Source organism: Rummeliibacillus sp. TYF005, assembly GCF_003844195.1.
Taxonomy (GTDB): domain Bacteria; phylum Bacillota; class Bacilli; order Bacillales_A; family Planococcaceae; genus Rummeliibacillus.
This window is the reverse complement of sequence record NZ_ML122656.1, coordinates 1-373: the sequence shown is the minus strand read 5'-3', so window position 1 is coordinate 373 and position 373 is coordinate 1. Positions and strand designations below refer to the sequence as shown.

Genomic DNA, 373 nt, shown 5'->3' with positions numbered 1-373 from the left:
TTGACAACCCCAACAATTAGTATAGAACCATTATTTTTTACATAAAAAAAGAAACCCTTGATATATCAAGAGTTTCAATTTATATAGGATACCGGTGGTCGGGGTCGAACCGACACTCCAAAAGGAACACGATTTTGAGTCGTGCGCGTCTGCCAATTCCGCCACACCGGCATGTTATTATAAGAGTTATCGTTTTTTAAATTAAATGGAGGCGGCAACCGGATTTGAACCGGTGAATAGAGGTTTTGCAGACCTGTGCCTTACCACTTGGCTATGCCGCCTTAATATTAAAATAATTGGAGCGGAAGACGGGGTTCGAACCCGCGACCCCCACCTTGGCAAGGTGATGTTCTACCACTGAACTACTTCCGCA

General features: G+C 44.0%; 3 tRNA genes. All 3 read right to left on the bottom strand.

Features of this window, described 5'->3' with window-relative positions:
* Positions 1 to 89: 89 nt before the first annotated feature.
* Positions 90 to 171, bottom strand: a tRNA-Leu gene (locus tag CW357_RS18110).
* A 35-nt stretch (positions 172 to 206) separates the two neighbouring features.
* A tRNA-Cys gene (locus CW357_RS18105) sits at positions 207 to 281 on the bottom strand.
* 16 nt (positions 282 to 297) lie between these two features.
* Positions 298 to 372 (bottom strand) — tRNA-Gly (locus tag CW357_RS18100).
* Position 373 lies beyond the last annotated feature (1 nt).